Origin of the sequence: Roseibium sediminicola (genome assembly GCF_023156505.1) — a bacterium.
GTDB lineage: Bacteria > Pseudomonadota > Alphaproteobacteria > Rhizobiales > Stappiaceae > Roseibium > Roseibium sediminicola.
Map to the genome: position 1 here is coordinate 138,835 of NZ_JALNMJ010000009.1, position 15,089 is coordinate 153,923.

Annotated in this window: 12 protein-coding genes; 9 read left to right on the forward strand and 3 right to left on the reverse strand. The window is 61.5% G+C overall.

All coding sequences use genetic code 11. The features are described from left to right. The first annotated feature begins 107 nt into the window (after nt 1–107). Nucleotides 108–536: a hypothetical protein gene (locus M0H32_RS14505; RefSeq protein ID WP_248155186.1), complete on the forward strand. Its 429-nt coding sequence runs from the start codon at nt 108–110 to the stop codon at nt 534–536. Nucleotides 537–552: 16 nt separating this feature from the next. On the opposite strand, the gene recQ is transcribed toward M0H32_RS14505, so the two are convergent. The 3 genes from recQ to M0H32_RS14520 all read right to left on the reverse strand — a co-directional run bounded on the left by recQ (nt 553) and on the right by M0H32_RS14520 (nt 4,276). Then, entirely contained in the window at nt 553–2,445 is a 1,893-nt protein-coding gene (gene recQ / locus M0H32_RS14510; RefSeq protein ID WP_248155188.1) for a DNA helicase RecQ, read from the reverse strand. Nucleotides 2,446–2,864: 419 nt separating this feature from the next. After that, nucleotides 2,865–3,758: a GNAT family N-acetyltransferase gene (locus M0H32_RS14515; RefSeq protein WP_248155191.1), complete on the reverse strand. Its 894-nt coding sequence runs from the start codon at nt 3,756–3,758 to the stop codon at nt 2,865–2,867. 140 nt (nt 3,759–3,898) lie between these two features. Further along, a complete protein-coding gene (locus M0H32_RS14520; RefSeq protein ID WP_248155193.1) occupies nt 3,899–4,276 on the reverse strand; it encodes an MAPEG family protein in 378 nt (125 codons plus the stop codon). Nucleotides 4,277–4,466: 190 nt separating this feature from the next. Between M0H32_RS14520 and M0H32_RS14525 the strand changes: the two genes are divergently transcribed. From M0H32_RS14525 to M0H32_RS14560, 8 genes are all read left to right on the forward strand, one after another. Next, nucleotides 4,467–4,928, forward strand: a complete 462-nt coding sequence (locus M0H32_RS14525; protein WP_248155195.1) for an arsenate-mycothiol transferase ArsC — start codon at nt 4,467–4,469, stop codon at nt 4,926–4,928. 124 nt (nt 4,929–5,052) lie between these two features. Continuing rightward, a complete protein-coding gene (locus M0H32_RS14530; RefSeq protein WP_248155197.1) occupies nt 5,053–5,553 on the forward strand; it encodes a protease inhibitor Inh/omp19 family protein in 501 nt (166 codons plus the stop codon). Between the two features lie 74 nt (nt 5,554–5,627). Beyond that, a complete protein-coding gene (locus M0H32_RS14535; protein ID WP_248155199.1) occupies nt 5,628–6,410 on the forward strand; it encodes a DUF7662 domain-containing protein in 783 nt (260 codons plus the stop codon). 463 nt (nt 6,411–6,873) lie between these two features. Continuing rightward, entirely contained in the window at nt 6,874–8,031 is a 1,158-nt protein-coding gene (zapE, locus tag M0H32_RS14540) for a cell division protein ZapE (RefSeq protein ID WP_248155380.1), read from the forward strand. A 173-nt stretch (nt 8,032–8,204) separates the two neighbouring features. Beyond that, entirely contained in the window at nt 8,205–9,167 is a 963-nt protein-coding gene (gene mdh / locus M0H32_RS14545; RefSeq protein WP_248155201.1) for a malate dehydrogenase, read from the forward strand. A gap of 71 nt (nt 9,168–9,238) precedes the next feature. Beyond that, entirely contained in the window at nt 9,239–10,432 is a 1,194-nt protein-coding gene (gene sucC, locus M0H32_RS14550; RefSeq protein ID WP_248155203.1) for an ADP-forming succinate--CoA ligase subunit beta, read from the forward strand. Between the two features lie 539 nt (nt 10,433–10,971). Continuing rightward, nucleotides 10,972–11,877 carry a succinate--CoA ligase subunit alpha gene (gene sucD / locus M0H32_RS14555; RefSeq protein WP_248155205.1) on the forward strand — a complete coding sequence of 302 codons (906 nt, stop codon included), beginning with the start codon at nt 10,972–10,974 and terminating at the stop codon, nt 11,875–11,877. 211 nt (nt 11,878–12,088) lie between these two features. Then, the gene (locus M0H32_RS14560; protein WP_248155207.1) at nt 12,089–15,076 is read left to right on the forward strand and encodes a 2-oxoglutarate dehydrogenase E1 component; all 2,988 of its coding nucleotides are present in this window, start codon (nt 12,089–12,091) and stop codon (nt 15,074–15,076) included. The last annotated feature ends 13 nt before the right edge of the window (nt 15,077–15,089 follow it).

A 15,089-nucleotide genomic window follows, 5' to 3' on the forward strand; every position in this document is an offset into this window, starting at 1 on the left:
ATGAGGCCGTTGTCATGCTAAGTTTGTTTGGAAGTCGAGCAAGAACGGAGCCGGAATTCATTTCCGAATTGAGAGCTGTCGAGACGGAGGACCGCCTCCGAAAAAACATGGCCGGCATGCTGGATGCTGCCGGTCTGGAGATTTGCGACACCAACACACCGACGGAATTTGCCGCCGCGGCGACGGTCGCGATCATGAAACTTGTTCTCAAAACGGTCGGTCGGGACTTCGACAGCCTGTCGTTCGAGAACAGGTTTGTGACCGGTCTGTTTGGCTTTCTTTTGGCGCACAAGCTAAGCCGGCGGACCAACGCGGATCTCGGCGTCGTGCTCGGCATCGCCGGCCTCGATCTCTTTTCCCGAGAGGAAATCGACCAGGTCTACAAACTCGGATCGTCCTACCGGCGCCTGCGCCAGCATCGGCAGATGCATCTGGCTCTGGGAGAGATCATCGAGGGCTTCCTGTCCCATCCGGATGAGGACGCCCTCGCCAATCTCGCCAGTCTCTACCAGATGTGCCTAAGAGCTGAGGCCTGAGTGCTGGGTCCTGACCCTAGACCCCTGCTTCGAAGGCCTCGACGAGATCCAGAAAGGCGTCGCCGTATTTTTCCAGCTTCGACTGACCGACACCGGACACCGACAGCAAGGCGTCCGGCGTTACCGGCCGCGCGGCGGCGATGCCGGCCAGCGTCGCGTCCGGGAACACCACATAGGGCGGTACATTCTGATCGCGGGCAATCTGGGTCCTGAGCCGGCGCAGACGTTCGAACAGAAGCTTGTCGTCGTCCTGAAGTTCGTCGGCGATCGAAGCGGTCCGCGACGTGCGCGTCTTCTTCAAACCGGCTGCGTTGCGGTCTTTGCGCAAAGCCAGTTTCTCGTCGCCGCGCAACACGCCCCGGGACTTTTCCGTCAGCACCAGCGCGCCGAAATGGGCATGATCGACATCGACATATCCGGCCGCAACCAGCTGGCGGGCAATCGATTGCCACGTCTTGAGCGCAAGATCCTGGCCGATGCCGAAGACGGACAGGTTGTCGTGGCCGAAGCGGCTGGTCTTGTCGTTGGACTTGCCGAGCAGGACGTCGATTACATGGCCCGCGCCGAACCGCTGGCCGGTGCGGTAGATCGCCGACATCAGTTTCTGGGCCGCTTCCGTGCCGTCCCAGGTCTCGACCGGCGACAGGCAGGTGTCGCAATTGCCGCAAGGCTGGGGATAGGTCTCGCCGAAATGGGCCAGCAGGGCCTGGCGTCGGCAGCCTGACGTTTCGCAAATGCCCAAAAGCGCATTCAGCTTGGCATTTTCCGCGCGTTTGACCTCGTCGGGCGCATCGCCCTCCGCGATCATGCGCCTGCGCTGCACAAGGTCGGCCATGCCATAGGCCATGAAGGCTTCCGAGGGCGCGCCGTCGCGTCCGGCGCGGCCTGTCTCCTGGTAATAGGCCTCGACCGACGACGGCAGGTCCAGATGGGCGACATAACGCACATCCGGCTTGTCGATGCCCATGCCGAAGGCGACGGTCGCCACCAGGCACAGGCCTTCTTCCAGCAGAAACGCGTCCTGGTTGGCCGCGCGCCGGTCCGCCGGCAGGCCGGCATGATAGGGCAGCGCCTTGACCCCCTTCGAGGTCAGCCAGTCGGCGATGTCCTCGACCTTGGCCCGGCTGAGGCAATAGACGATGCCGCTTTCGCCCTCGTGTTTTTTCAGGAAATCCAGGAGCTGCTGGCGCTGGTTGGTGCGCTCGACAATCTCGTAGCGGATGTTCGGCCGGTCGAAGCTGGTCGAGAAGACCTCGGCCTCCTCCAGCTGCAGCCGTGCCAGAATGTCCTTTTGCGTATGCGGGTCGGCCGTCGCGGTCAGCGCCACCCTGGGCACGCCGGGATAGCGTTCGCGCAAACAGGAGAGCGACAGGTATTCAGGCCGGAAGTCGTGACCCCACTGGCTGACACAATGGGCTTCGTCGATAGCAAAAAGCGCGATGTCCAGCGTGTCCAGAAAGCGGCGGAAGCTCTCGATGCCGAGCCGTTCCGGCGTCACGTATAAAAGCTCGATCTCGCCCCGGCGCAGGTCGTCGCGAAGCGCCGATTGTTCGTCCTGGGAGAGTGTGGAGTTGAAAGCCGCCGCCTTCACGCCGGCCGCCGTCAGCGCGCCGACCTGGTCCTTCATCAACGCGATCAGCGGTGAGACGACAATGCCGACCCCGCGGCGGCACAGCGCCGGGATCTGGTAACACAAGGACTTGCCGGCCCCGGTCGGAAACAGCACCACGGCATCCTTACCCTCGACCAGCGTCTCGATAACCGCCTGCTGCTTGCCGCGAAATTCGCTGTAGCCGAAGACTTTTTGCAGCACCGCGCGCGGCTTGGGCTCCGCGCGCACGAGCGGAGCGCTGGGGGCGGCTTGAGGGGACAGGACGTCATCCGCGGAGATCGCGGGCGAAACGGACATGGGCCAGCAGGTTCCTTTGATTCTCCCGCACAATGTCCTATTCGCACCTTGAGGGCAATCAGCGCCGAACCGTGCCTGTGGATGACGCGGGACTGCTGCAAGGCAAGCCTTTTGCGGAACGCCTGGGGGCGTGAGCCTAGGGTCTGTGGACAATTAGGTTTCGGTCTTGGCGCTTGTCGGATTTCGGTCTTCGAGCAGGAGGAAAGTTCGCAGTGGTGTTGCCCACAACAAGGACTTTCCGACGCACGCGAAACCGAAATCCGCTGCGTCCCCCCAGATGTTGGCAATGGGGATTTGGCTCAAATGGCTCATTTCGGCGTCGCAAAGGCTTGAAAGGGCCGACCCTTCCCGCGCCTTTGCTTCTGGAAATTGAGCCATTTGCATCCAAACCAAGACCAAATCCTAATTGTCCACAGACCCTAAAACTCCGCGTCCGGATCCTGGGCCAGGGTTTCGGCGCAATGAATACGCATCTGTTCGGTCAGTTCGCCGAGGTCGCCTTCCAGCCGTTCGGGGCGGATCGGCTTGCCGAAATGCACGTTGAACCTGGCATTCTTCTTGTTGAGCAGCTCATTGAACACGGTCATGTCGCGCAGTTCCGTCGACACCCGGGCCAGGAAATAGAACAGGCCGGAATTGCGTCCGCCCATATGCATCGGAATGATCGGTGCCTTGTTCTTTTTTGCCAAAGCCAGCGCGGAGGTCATCCAGGGCCGTTCGGTCAACTTGCCGTCATGCCAATAGGCGAGGCGCCCCGAGGGGAACAGAACGACCACACGCTCCTTGGAAAAGGCCGCTCTGGCGATCTTCAGCGTTTCCTTGGATTTTTCCTGGCTCTTGAAGTCGGCGCGCCATTCCACCGGCACGATCATGTCCGCGAGCCGCGGATTGATCCGGATCGCGTCCCGGTTGGCGAAGATCGAGAGGTCGTCGCGCCGCGGCTTGATGGCGTCGTAGAGCACCACGCCGTCGGCAATGCCCGTCGGATGGTTGGAGACCAGCACCACCGGTCCCGTTGCCGGCACCCGGTCCAGGCCGAGCGTCGTGACATCCAGCTCCAGCAGATCACTTAGATGGGCAAAGACGTCCAGCGCTTCCATTTGCGCGATCGTGTCGGCCATGTCGACGGCGGACTTGTAGCGCAGGATCTTGTGCGCGAACGGCCGGATCAGCGGCCACCACGGACTGGCCATGACCAGCTTGCCGCGTTCGGCGATCAGGGTGTCGACAATATGCGGGTCGCTGACAAGCTTCTTGGACGCTGCCTGGGGGCGCGTCGGCAAGGTGTCCGTCGTCTGGTCGGTCGTCCGCACAATGCACCTCTGCCCTTCGGGAACTTGCGTCACTCCCTTGCATCGTTAGCGAAATCAGCCGCTTGGTGCAAACGATCCTTGCAGAAATTGCCGCGCTAAGGATCGGTCATGCCCGGCTAATTATCTGAAAATGCGTAGCTTCAACTCCATAGGGAACTGGTGAACAACGCGATCGTTGTCAAGAACGCCGCGAACCAGGCGATCGACCTTGGCGACGCCCTGTCCGTCAAATAGCAGAACACGTAGACCACCCTGAGCATCACAAAAAGCACGGCCAGCCGATCGATCCAGCCCGGGTCGCCACCCTGGCTCAAGGCAACAAAAACTGCGACGGCGAAAAAGGGAAACGCCTCGAACCCATTGGCCTGCGCCCATTGCGAGCGCGCGCGAAATCCGTCTCTCCAATAGGCCGGGTCACGCGGTTTGGCGTTGTTGAAGTCCCGATTGAGCTTGGCGGGCAGGGCCGACAGGATCGGCAGGATCGCAGCGGCAAGAACGCACCACAGGGCGATGGGCATGAGGGTCTCCTCCAGGCTGTGTCTCGGCGGGCGCCGGCGCGGCCGGTCACGCCGGTTATATCAACCGTTTTGAAGATATCCTCATGTAAATCCGGTCCGGCCCCTTTTTGTCATAAAGTTTTCCCGGTCAGGGGGTACGGGGAGGCCGCCGCTCGGCAAGCGCCGGGACCGGACCAGCCGAATAAGGGACATGTCCTTGCCGAGAACCACCGTATTGTTCGTTTGCCCGGACAACAGCCTGTTGTCGCCGTTGGCCGAGGCCTATCTCAATGCGCGGGCGGGTGGCCTGATGCGGGCCTTTTCCGCCGGCATTGAGCCTGCCAGGACACTCAACCGGCATGTCCGCCGGCTGTTGTCTGCCGCCGGCATCGAGGCCGAGGGCCTGTCACCCAAATCGATTGACATTTTTTTGATGCCCCATGCCGAAGTGCCCGACAGGGTGATCTACCTGACGGGCCAGGCGCGTGTTGCACTGCCGCCGCACTGGAAGATGACCACATCCAGTCACTGGTGGAGCATCACGGAAAACCCGCCTGTTGCCGCAAATTTCGGCGCTTGCGCGGGATATTTCGGCCGGATCGTGGATGCCATCGACCGCTTGCTGGAACCGGCGCGAAGCGGCATTGGAGACCCGGCCTGGAAGGTGGCCTAGCCGGTTCGCCGGCCGCCGATCTTGGAGTTTTTGGATTTTCGACAAATTGTGGGCTAAGAGATGCTCCCATAATGGGACGATGGTGAGGGATTGATTCGTCATGAAACGCGCGGGAAAATTGGTTTTGGCAGTCGCACTGGTGGCCGCGGTCGCGGGGTGCCAGCGGTTTTCGAGGGGCCCCAACTACGCGGAGCCGTTACCGGCGACACCGACCACGCCGGTGAATTCCGGCAACCTGAGCCCGCTGGATCCGAATGCTGCTCTCGGCACTGATCCGAACAATCCGGGGGCGCAGCCCGCCGATCTTGCCAGCAATCCGGTGTCCGCGCCGGCCGACGCCAAGGAAGTTGGCCGCACGGATCTTCTGGGCGGCTGGAATCTGTCCTCGGCCGGAGACAACTGCAAGGCATTCATGACCCTGACGACCTGGTCGGGCGGCTACCGGGCAAATACCAGAGGTTGTGCCAATCCTGTCCTGACCGGAATCGCCGCATGGGATCTCAGTGGCAATCAGGTGGTCCTGAAGGACGGCACCGGCCTGATCGTCGCGCAGCTTTATTCCAGCGCAGCCGGGCAGTTTAACGGCCAAACCTCCACCGGTGCACCGATCTCGCTCTACCGTTAAACGGCCTCCGTATTTTTGCTGGACACGACACGTTATAGGTGTATATTTGCATGGCTACCGGAAAGGCTGTGCAAATGTCAAAGTATGAACCATTGCGGGAACATCTGGCGAGGCGTGACGATGTCGTCTGGGCTGCCAAGCTGAACGAAGTGGAAGCAATCATCGGATCCTCGCTTCCCAAAAGCGCCCGGGAACACCGGACGTGGTGGGCGAATTCCGGCGGCAGCCTCGTGCATCAGAACGCCTGGCTCGATGCCGGTTGGCGCGTGGAACGCACCGATCTGATGCGTGACGTCATCGTTTTCCGCCGCCTGCGCATCGGCGGGACTGCGGCAGCCGGCGCAAGCCGGGTGGACCGGACGGCCAGAAACCCTCAAAAGGCCGCCGAGAAACGCCTTGCCAAGGAAATGGCGGCCCTGCGTCAGCCGGCGACGGTTACGCTTCGGTCCGAATGGACTCCGCTTGGCGACGTCCAGCGCACGCCCTGTTCCAGCAGCGCCATTCCCCGGGAAGGCGGCGTGTTGCGCTTTGCCGCCATGAATGGGGACGAGGTCGTGACCGTGATTGTCGCGACCCTTTCCGTCCACCAGGCCTACCGGAGCCTGCGCATGGAAATGAAGGGGCTCGACAACGACACGGGCAGCCAGATTGGCCGGGATCTCTGCGAAAAGACCGAAATCGATCCCAAATCGCCGGTCGAGTGCGATGTGGTCAAATCCGGAAATGCCTGGTTGTTGACCGACGGCCGTGGCCGCAAGGCCAATCTGGACGACCAGTCCGAATGCTATCTTGTTGCTCAGCTTCTGTTTCTTCAGGAGGTACAGAGCGGCCGCAAGGCGACCTTGCTGCTGCGTTAGAGGAATGTGCCAGCCGCCCGGAGCGGCCGGCCGTTTCGGAATCTGGTTCCTCCCGCACGGGGTAAGCCCTCCCGTGCCCGGCACCCGCAGCGCTCCCACCAGGCTGCGGGTGTTTGGTTTTAAGACGCAAGTTTCAATACCGTCAGCCGCCACCAAAGGCGGCCTGTCGCCGGGCGGTTGGCCTCTCCCGTGTCGCGCTCCCCACCTGGCGTGGAATTGGTCCGGACGCTGAAGCGCCGGCGCCGGTGCCGGCCACAGGGTCCGGTCTGGGCCATACGCAATTCGTATAAGTGCTGTTCCCCGAAATCCATATTTTTCAATCGGTTAAAATGAATTTCCGTGACTCTCTGTGTCAAAATCATTGCAGTTCGTGACTTGCATCTGCGACGTTTTGACCTTAAGCCCCCGCCAAGATCACGTCCACGACCCCATGAAGTCTCATGGAGGGAGCAGCCCCTTGAAGATGGAACTGCCGGTCAACCGCGCGCTGAACGCCCGTTACGACGCCCTGGTTGCGTCCGGTGAGATATCGGAAGACCCTGTTCAGCGGGAGGCGGTGCGCCAGCTCGATCTCCTCAACACCCGCCTTGCCGAAACGCGGCTCGCTTCCAAGAAAAGTTCGCTTGGCTGGCTGTTCGCCAACAAGAAGAACCAGCTGTGGGCCTCCGTTCAGGGTCTTTACATGTGGGGTGGGGTCGGGCGTGGCAAGACCATGCTGATGGACCTCTTTTTCGAGGTCACGGTCATCCGCCGCAAACGCCGGGTCCATTTCCACGAATTCATGACTGATGTGCATGAGCGCATCCACCAGCACCGCCAGGCTCACAAACGCGGCGAGGTCAAGGGCGACGATCCGATCCCGCCGGTGGCCGGTCAGATCGCCGACGAAACCCGGCTGCTTCTGTTCGACGAGTTCTCGGTCACCGACATAGCCGACGCCATGATCCTGGGGCGGCTGTTCACCCAGCTGTTCGAGCGTGGTGTCATCGTCGTCGCCACGTCCAACGTCGAGCCGTCGAAGCTCTACAAGGACGGTCTGAACCGGCAGTTGTTCATGCCTTTCGTCGAGATGCTGAAATCCAGGGTCGAGATCCTGCATCTGGATTCTCCGACCGACTACCGGCTTGAGAAGCTGGCCGGCGCGCCGGTCTATGTCACGCCGCTCGGCGAGGCCGCAACCGCGCAGATGGACGATCTCTTCGCGAGACTGACCCACAACATGACGCCCCACGCCGAAGAGCTGGAGAACAAGGGCCGCAAGATCCCGGTGCCGGTTGTTGCCTCGGGCGCTGCGCGTTTCACCTTTGACGATCTCTGCATGCAGCCGCTGGGGGCAAGCGACTATCTGCGCATCGCCCATGCCTATGGCACGGTCTTCATCGACAATGTTCCGGTCCTGTCGAAGGCAAGACGCAACGAGGCCAAGCGCTTCATCAACCTGATCGACACGCTTTACGATAACGGCATCAAGCTTGTTGTCTCCGCGGAGGCGGAGCCGCAGGATCTTTATGTCGGCGAGGACGGCACCGAAGCCTTCGAATTCGACCGCACGGCCTCGCGGTTGATCGAGATGCGGTCCGAGGCGTACCTTGCGGGAGAAAGACGGCAGGTGCACGCATAGGTCTGCATTCCCTATAGGGGAATTATGCAGGCGGGAAGAAATGAGAAATTTTGCCCGGGATTGCGCAATAATCTTTTGGCGAGGTTGCGCGCCCGCGGCAAAGGGAGTAGTGCCAACCTCAGTCATCAGAGGATGGCATAGAGTTCCATCTTACGTAAAGGGAAACTTTCGAAATGGCGCGGAACAAGATTGCCTTGATCGGCTCTGGTCAGATCGGCGGCACACTCGCTCATCTGGCAGGTTTGAAGGAACTGGGAGACATCGTACTCTTCGACATCGCGGAAGGCATGCCCCAGGGCAAGGCGCTCGATCTCGCCGAGTCCTCCCCGGTCGACGGCTTTGACGCCAAACTGGCGGGTGCCAACAGCTACGAAGCCATCGAAGGCTCCGACGTTGTCATCGTCACCGCCGGTGTTCCGCGCAAGCCAGGCATGAGCCGCGACGATCTTCTGGAAATCAACCTGAAGGTCATGGAGCAGGTCGGTGCCGGCATCGCGAAATATGCCCCGAACGCCTTTGTCATCTGCATCACCAACCCGCTCGACGCCATGGTCTGGGCGCTGCAGAAATTTTCCGGCCTGCCGAAGAACAAGGTCGTCGGCATGGCCGGCGTGCTCGACAGCGCCCGCTTCCGCTACTTCCTGGCCGACGAGTTCAACGTTTCCGTTGAAGACGTCACCGCCTTCGTTCTGGGCGGCCACGGCGACACCATGGTGCCGCTGACCCGCTACTCCACCGTTGCCGGCATTCCGCTGCCGGACCTGGTCAAGATGGGCTGGTGCACCGCCGAGCGCCTGGAAGAAATCGTCCAGCGCACCCGTGACGGCGGCGCCGAGATCGTCGGCCTGCTGAAAACCGGTTCCGCCTTCTACGCCCCGGCCTCTTCCGCCATCGCGATGGCTGAGAGCTACCTTAAGGACAAGAAGCGCGTCGTGCCCTGCGCCGCCGCTCTCGACGGCCAGTACGGCCTGAAAGACACCTATGTCGGCGTGCCGGTCGTCATCGGTGCCGATGGCGTCGAGCGCGTCATCGAGATCGATCTTCAGGGCGAGGAAAAAGCCAATTTCGACAAGTCGGTCGCATCGGTCGACGGTCTCGTCGAGGCCTGCAAGAAGATCCAGCCGGCGCTGGCCTAACGCGCCTGCAAGAGTATAAGCGGCCGTCCTTCATGTTTTAGAAGGACGGTCCTCCGACCAGGGGGAACCACATGAACATTCATGAATACCAGGCCAAGGCGGTGCTGAAGGAATTCGGTGCTCCGGTGGCCGAAGGCGTCGCCATTTTCTCGGCCGACGAAGCCGAGGCAGCAGCCAAGAAACTTCCCGGACCGCTTTGGGTGGTCAAGACCCAGATCCATGCCGGCGGCCGCGGCAAGGGCAAGTTCAAGGAACTGCCCGAAGACGCCAAGGGCGGTGTCCGCCTCGCCTTCTCGCTGGACGAAGTCACCGCGCATGCCAAGGAAATGCTCGGCAACACGCTGGTCACCAAGCAGACCGGCCCGGCCGGCAAGGTGGTCAACCGTCTCTACATCGAAGACGGCGCCGACATCGAGCGCGAACTCTATCTCTCCATCCTGGTCGACCGCACCGTCGGCCGTCCGGCTTTCGTGGTGTCCACCGAAGGCGGCATGGACATCGAGGCGGTTGCCGAAGAGACGCCTGAGAAAATCATCACCCTTCCGATCGACCCGGAAACCGGTGTCACCGGGGCAGACGCCGGCAAGCTCTGCGACGCTCTGGAACTGTCCGGCGCGGCCCGCGAAGACGGCATGAAACTGTTCCCGATCCTGCACAAGGCCTTCGTCGAGAAGGACATGAGCCTTCTGGAAGTGAACCCGCTGATCGTCATGAAGGACGGCCGTCTGCGCGTCCTCGACGCCAAGGTCTCCTTTGACGGCAACGCGCTGTTCCGTCATCCGGACATCATGGAACTGCGCGACGTCACCGAGGAAGACGCGAAGGAAATCGAGGCGTCCAAGCACGACCTCGCCTATGTCGCGCTCGACGGCGACATCGGCTGCATGGTCAATGGCGCCGGCCTTGCCATGGCGACCATGGACATCATCAAGCTCTACGGCGCCGAGCCGGCCAACTTCCTCGATGTTGGCGGTGGCGCTTCCAAGGAGAAGGTGACGGCCGCGTTCAAGATCATCACCTCCGATCCGAACGTGAAGGGCATCCTGGTCAACATCTTCGGCGGCATCATGCGCTGCGACGTGATCGCGGAAGGCGTGGTCGCGGCCGTCAAGGAAGTCGGCCTGCAGGTTCCGCTCGTTGTGCGCCTGGAAGGAACCAACGTGGAGCTCGGCAAGACGATCATCAACGAAAGCGGTCTCAACGTGATCGCCGCCGATGATCTCGACGACGCCGCCCAGAAAATCGTGAAAGCTGTGAAGGGCTGATCTGGATGCGAGCGTGGACCCAACTCCTGGCGGTAACGGTCGTTGCATTGAGCTTCCTGAGTGAAGCGGCCTTTGCAGCGGACCCGGGTTCGCGCTCGTGGATCAATAAACGAGTTAACTTCTGGGAACACGTTTGCCTGGGGCCAGTGTTAAGCGGCAAGTCCTTTGAGACAGCGTCCAGGAAAGCCGGGTTCAGTCGGAATCCTGACGGCACTTTCAGTTACAAGAAGACTGAGATTGTAGCGTCAATGAGAGGTTCCGGAGCCAAATGTGAATGTCGTTTCACCTTTGGTTCGACCAAGCCGAACAAGGCTGCAACCAGCCTCATTCAGAGGACGGTACGGGTCGCTGGCGGCAAATTTACACCTGACGAAAGTCCTCAATCTGTTGGAAGCATCCGAATTGGCAAAACCCGGGCAGTCGTTCGCGTTTTCAAATTTCGGAACTTCGATGCGGATTGGGTAGGTGCGACGATTACCGGGACAGCTGCTTGCGCGGCCAAAATTTAGCGACGAACACAACTGAGGAACTTCAAAAAGATGTCCATCCTCGTCAACAGAGACACGAAAATCATCGTTCAGGGCCTGACCGGCAAGACCGGCACGTTCCACACGGAACAGGCGCTGGAATATTACGGCACCAAGATGGTTGCCGGCGTTCACCCGAAAAAGGGTGGCGAAACCTGGGGCAGCGTTGAAGGCTCCGCCCAGCTGCCGATCTATGCATCGGTCGGCGAAGCCAAGGAGGCCACCGGCGCCGACGCTTCCGTGATCTACGTTCCGCCGGCAGGCGCGGGCGCAGCGATCATCGAGGCGATCGAGGCGGAGATCCCGTTCATCGTCTGCATCACCGAGGGCATCCCGGTCGCCGACATGGTCAAGGTCAAGGCCAAGCTGGACAAGTCCAAGTCGCGCCTGCTCGGCCCGAACTGCCCGGGCATCCTGACCCCGGAAGAGTGCAAGATCGGCATCATGCCGGGCTCGATCTTCAAGAAGGGCTCCGTTGGCGTCGTCTCCCGCTCCGGCACGCTGACCTATGAGGCGGTCTTCCAGACCACCAATGCCGGCCTTGGCCAGACCACGGCCGTCGGCATCGGCGGCGACCCGGTCAAGGGCACCGAGTTCATCGACGTCCTGGAAATGTTCCTGGCCGACGACGAGACCCAGTCGATCATCATGATCGGCGAGATCGGCGGTTCCGCCGAGGAAGAGGCCGCGCAGTTCCTGAAGGACGAGGCCAAGAAGGGCCGCAAGAAGCCGATGGCCGGTTTCATCGCGGGCCGTACCGCCCCTCCGGGCCGCACCATGGGCCATGCCGGTGCCGTGATCTCCGGCGGCAAGGGCGGCGCGGAAGACAAGATCGCCGCCATGGAAGAGGCCGGCATCAAGGTGTCGCCGTCTCCGGCGAAGCTCGGCGAGACCCTTCTCGAGGTCTTGAAGGGCTAAAAACCTGGATTATGTGTGGCGGGAAGCGGAAACTGTTTACGTTTCCCGCTGCATGGTGAAAGGTGGGTTGCGGCGCTGAGTGTGCCGCACCCAATATTCGAGGGGCTGGTGAGACGGGGCAACCTGCCACTGGTCATGTTAGGGAACCGGCCGCGGGTCATATTTTCGGCCCGCCAAACAAAAAGGGCGGAGCAGCCCTCCGCTAAAGGACATGGCACGGCAGGAAGCGAACAACGTATTCGCACTGACGTCGTTGCTTTACGGCGCCAACGCAGCCTATATCGAAGACCTCTACGCACAGTACAAGACGGATCCGAACTCGGTTGATGCCGAGTGGCGGGACTTCTTTGCGGCCTTCCAGGACGAGAAGGAAGCCGTCCTGAAGGAAGCGCGTGGGGCGACCTGGAAACGCAAGGACTGGCCGATCGAGGCCAATGGCGACCTGGTCAACGCCTTTGACGGCAACTGGGGGCCGATCGAGCAGAAGATCGGCGACAAGCTGAAGCAGAAGGCGGATGCCAAGGGGGCGCCGATTTCGGACACAGAGGTCCATCAGGCGACGCGCGATTCCGTACGCGCCCTGATGATGATCCGCGCCTACCGCATGCGCGGCCACCTGCACGCCGATCTCGACCCGCTCGGCCTTGCCGGCAAGGGCGACCATGAAGAACTGCACCCGTCTTCCTATGGCTTCGTCGAGGCCGACTGGGACCGCAAGATCTTCATCGATCACGTGCTGGGTCTCGAATACGCCACCATCCGCGAGATGCTGGAAATCCTGAAGCGGACCTATTGCTCGACCCTCGGCGTCGAGTTCATGCATATTTCCGATCCGGCCGCCAAGGCCTGGATCCAGGAGCGCATCGAGGGCCCGGACAAGCAGGTGGCGTTTACCACCGAGGGCAAGAAGGCGATCCTGAACAAGCTGATCGAGGCGGAAGGCTTCGAGAAGTTCCTGGATGTCAAATACACCGGCACCAAGCGTTTTGGCCTGGACGGCGGTGAAGCCCTGATCCCGGCGCTGGAACAGATCATCAAGCGCGGCGGCCAGATGGGCCTGAAGGACATCGTGTTCGGCATGGCTCACCGCGGCCGCCTGAACGTGTTGTCGCAGGTGATGGCCAAGCCGCACCGCGCCATCTTCCACGAGTTCAAGGGCGGCTCCTACGCGCCGGACGAAGTGGAAGGCTCGGGCGATGTGAAATACCACCTCGGCGCCTCCTCCGACCGCACCTTCGACGGCAATGATGTGCACCTGTCGCTGACGGCGAACCCGTCGCATCTGGAAATCGTCAACCCGGTGGTGCTCGGCAAGGCCCGCGCCAAGCAGGACCAGCTCGCCGCCGACGACAAGGGCAACTTCATCGAGACCACGGAAGTCGACCGCGGCACCGTTCTGCCGCTGCTGCTGCATGGCGACGCCGCGTTTGCCGGCCAGGGTGTCGTGGCCGAGTGCTTTGGCCTCTCCGCCCTCCGCGGCCACCGCACCGGCGGCTCGATCCATGTGATCATCAACAACCAGATCGGCTTCACCACCAACCCGCGCTTCTCTCGCTCCTCGCCGTATCCGTCGGATATGGCGAAGGTGATCGAATCGCCGATCTTCCACGTCAATGCGGACGACCCGGAAGCGGTGGTGTTTGCCGCCAAGATCGCAATCGAATACCGCCAGACGTTCCACCGTCCGGTGGTCATCGACATGATCTGCTACCGGCGCTTCGGCCACAACGAAGGCGACGAGCCGGCGTTCACGCAGCCGATCATGTACCGCAAGATCCGCAAGCATGCGACGACCCTGCAGCTCTATTCGGAACGTCTGATCAAGGAAGGCGTCCTGAGCCAGGAGGAAGTCGATCAGATGAAAGCCGACTGGCGCAAGCATCTGGACGACGAGTTCGACGCGGGCCAGGCGTTCAAGCCAAACAAGGCCGACTGGCTGGACGGCAAGTGGTCCGGCATGAAACGCGCCGACGACGAAGACGATCCGCGCCGCGGCGAAACCGGACTGCCGATGGACGAACTGAAGAACATCGGCCGGGCGCTGACCCATGTGCCGGAAGGCTTCAACATCCACCGCACCATCGCCCGCTTCATGAAGCAGCGCGAGCGCATGATCGAGACCGGTGAGGGCGTCGACTGGGCGACCGCCGAGGCGCTCGCTTTTGCCTCGCTGCTGAAGGAAGGCCATCCGGTGCGCCTGTCCGGTCAGGATTGCGAGCGTGGCACGTTCTCACAGCGCCATTCGGTGCTCTACGACCAGGAAGACGAAAGCCGCTACATTCCGCTGAACCACATCTCGCCCGATCAGCAGCGCTACGAGGTCATCAACTCGATGCTGTCGGAAGAGGCTGTGCTTGGCTTCGAATACGGCTATTCGCTGGCCGAACCGCGGGCGTTGACCATGTGGGAAGCCCAGTTCGGCGACTTCGCCAACGGCGCACAGGTTCTGTTCGACCAGTTCATCTCGTCCGGCGAGCGCAAGTGGCTGCGCATGTCTGGTCTGGTCTGCCTGTTGCCGCACGGTTATGAAGGCCAGGGCCCGGAACACTCTTCCGCGCGTCTGGAGCGTTTCCTTCAGCTCTGCGCGGAAGACAACATGCAGGTGGCGAACTGCTCGACACCGTCGAACTACTTCCACATCCTGCGCCGTCAGCTGCGCCGCGACATCCGCAAGCCGCTGATCCTGATGACGCCGAAATCCCTGCTCCGGCACAAGAAGGCTGTGTCGAGGCTCGAGGAGCTTGGTCCGGATTCCACCTTCCACCGTCTCCTGTGGGACGATTGGGGACCGAACTTGTCCTCCGAGGGCAAGCTCGTTTCGGACGACAAGATCCGGCGCGTGGTGATGTGTTCGGGCAAGGTCTATTACGACCTGTTCGAGGAGCGCGAGAAACGGGGCATCAACGACGTCTACCTGATGCGCGTCGAGCAGCTTTACCCGTTCCCGAAAAAGGCGCTGATGCTGGAACTGGCCCGTTTCCCGCAGGCCGAAATGGTCTGGTGTCAGGAAGAGCCGAAGAACATGGGCAGCTGGTTCTTCGTCGAGCCCTATATCGAATGGGTGCTGGGCCAGATCGACGCCAAGCACCAGCGCCCGCGTTATGCCGGCCGCAATGCGATGGCATCGACCGCCACCGGTCTGATGTCCGCGCATCTGGCGCAGATGCAGGCGTTCCTCGAAGAGGCGCTCGGAGAGTAATCCTTAAGAGGGC

Excerpts from the sequence above, each read along its gene's own strand:
- M0H32_RS14520 (WP_248155193.1), bottom strand. The coding sequence starts at position 4,276 with ATGCCCATCGCCCTGTGGTGCGTTCTTGCCGCTGCGATCCTGCCGATC.
- M0H32_RS14560 (WP_248155207.1), top strand. The coding sequence starts at position 12,089 with ATGGCACGGCAGGAAGCGAACAACGTATTCGCACTGACGTCGTTGCTT.
- recQ (WP_248155188.1), bottom strand. The coding sequence starts at position 2,445 with ATGTCCGTTTCGCCCGCGATCTCCGCGGATGACGTCCTGTCCCCTCAA.
- M0H32_RS14535 (WP_248155199.1), top strand. The coding sequence starts at position 5,628 with ATGTCAAAGTATGAACCATTGCGGGAACATCTGGCGAGGCGTGACGAT.
- sucD (WP_248155205.1), top strand. The coding sequence starts at position 10,972 with ATGTCCATCCTCGTCAACAGAGACACGAAAATCATCGTTCAGGGCCTG.
- zapE (WP_248155380.1), top strand. The coding sequence starts at position 6,874 with ATGGAACTGCCGGTCAACCGCGCGCTGAACGCCCGTTACGACGCCCTG.
- mdh (WP_248155201.1), top strand. The coding sequence starts at position 8,205 with ATGGCGCGGAACAAGATTGCCTTGATCGGCTCTGGTCAGATCGGCGGC.
- M0H32_RS14525 (WP_248155195.1), top strand. The coding sequence starts at position 4,467 with ATGTCCTTGCCGAGAACCACCGTATTGTTCGTTTGCCCGGACAACAGC.
- M0H32_RS14505 (WP_248155186.1), top strand. The coding sequence starts at position 108 with ATGGCCGGCATGCTGGATGCTGCCGGTCTGGAGATTTGCGACACCAAC.
- sucC (WP_248155203.1), top strand. The coding sequence starts at position 9,239 with ATGAACATTCATGAATACCAGGCCAAGGCGGTGCTGAAGGAATTCGGT.